Here is a 1,970-nt window from a genome sequence, read left to right as displayed (position 1 = left end):
GTTGATAGGCATTTTCTACATCTAAGGTAATAATGGCGTTTAGTTTAGAATTGTGCAGAGCAATATGCTCAAGATGAGCGTCTAACACTTCCACCGATGAGACAGTGCGATCGCGAATTGCTTTTGCTAATTCTGGAGTTTAGACTAAATCAGACAGAAACAGTGGGGAAGGAAACTAGTTTTCGTATCAACGATGCTAACTAGTACCCCCAATAAGAAGAGAAGAGGTTCACCAACAAGAAAAAAAGGTAGACTGCAATGAACGCAGACTACCGGATGGTAGATGATCAGAAATAGGCAATGTTCCACATCTACCCATGACAATTTTCGATAATCTCCAACAATTTCGTCAAACAGCCTATAATTGTTTAGGAAAAGCTAAGGATGCAACCTTCGAGTTAATGGATGCAGTCATCCTCACTAAAGAGGTATGCTCATATCCAGAGCTGTCAAGGTGTCCAGCATTTCGCCGAAGTTGGTCAAGTATCTACGAAGCCATCAAAGACACTCGTCCTGACACCAGCCAATTAATGGAACTGTACATTTCCCAGATGTCAGACATCCAGCGACCATTGCTAGCAGGAGATCATACCCCCAGACCACGGCCAGAAGCAAAAACTCTTTGTGACCGTAGCTACGTACATTCGACCGGAAAAACCATTGGCAACAAACCAGTCATCCCAGGACATGATTACAGCACCATCGCTTGGGTACCAGAACACAAAGGTAGTTGGGCTTTACCCCTGACTCATGAAAGAATCACCAGTTTCGACACACCCATAAGCAAAGCAGCAGCTCAGCTCGAACAAGTCTGTTTACTACTCCCGAGTAGACCAATTACAGTTTGGGACAGTGAGTATGGATGTGCTTCGTTCGTCGTTCAAACTGCTGACATACCTGCGGACAAGTTGATGCGCTTGCGTCCTAATCGCTGTTTATGGGGTGCACCACCAGCCTATCAGGGTAAGGGTCGTCCCCAAATTCATGGACAAAAATTTAAATTGAGTGACCCAGATACTTGGTCACAACCGACCGAACAACTAACTATTGATGACCCTCAATTAGGTGAGGTGATCTTGAGGCGTTGGAGTAATCTACATTTTCGGCAATCTCCAAGCCATGGGATGGAAGTGATTCGGGTGGAAGTAAAAGGTAAGTATCCCCATCGTCGAGCTCTCCAACCGATGTGGTTGTGTTGGCTCGGTCAAACCATACCCCCGGTCTCAACTATTTGGCGTGACTATCGACGACGATTTACTGTAGATCATTGGAATCGATTCGCCAAGCAGAGGTTACACTGGCTTAAACCTCGTTTTTCTACTCCTGAACGGGAGCAAAGGTGGAGTGATTTGATGCCAATAATAACTTGGCAGTTATGGCTGGCTCGTACTCTTGTCCAAGACCAACCTCGACCTTGGCAGAAATCTCTGAGTGCAGAGGAAATCACTCCAGGAAGGGTTGCCCAGTCAATGGGAGGAGTTTTGGCGGTGATTGGTTCTCCTGCTAGTTTCCCCAAAGTACGTGGAAAGTCTCCTGGTTGGCTTACTGGGTCTAAGAGAAACAAACGTACTGTCTATCCTCTGGTGAAAAAGGGCATAACCAGAAGGAAAAAGACGAGGAAAAAGCGAAGAACGAGTTAGTTAAGTCTCAGTTTTTTGACCTAATGGCTTGATTTTCCGGCTTGTTGAGGGGCGGAAACGTTTTTGTGTGTCTGTCAATCCTTGTCGTCTGCCTTTTTTTCTAGTTTGTGAAAATTTCCCTCATGGTTGGCTAGGTTAGCCTAGCGAATAGGATAACTTACTTCCTATACTCTCCTTTCTCTGCTTGATAGTCTAAACTCCAGTTTGGGCATATTGGCCTCTACATGGAATCTCAGGAATCCAACGGGTCAAATTTACCTCCCCTGTTTTGATCACGGCCACCACCATCCACAAACAGGTTGTCAGGTGGCTCAGGTGAGCCCAGTCACT

1 protein-coding gene is annotated in these 1,970 nt (G+C 45.7%); it reads left to right on the top strand.

The window, feature by feature from the left end; all coding sequences use genetic code 11:
• Nucleotides 1–317: 317 nt before the first annotated feature.
• Nucleotides 318–1,640 (top strand): NF041680 family putative transposase, encoded by a 1,323-nt coding sequence (locus F6K49_RS44315; protein ID WP_293030880.1) that lies wholly within the window; start codon nt 318–320, stop codon nt 1,638–1,640.
• Nucleotides 1,641–1,970 lie beyond the last annotated feature (330 nt).

Source organism: Moorena sp. SIO3I6, assembly GCF_010672095.1.
The sequence above is the reverse complement of the archived record's forward strand: the minus strand, read 5'-3'. Positions and strand labels throughout refer to the sequence as shown.

Coding starts and splice junctions, on each gene's coding strand:
- F6K49_RS44315 (WP_293030880.1), top strand. CDS start 318: ATGACAATTTTCGATAATCTCCAACAATTTCGTCAAACAGCCTATAAT.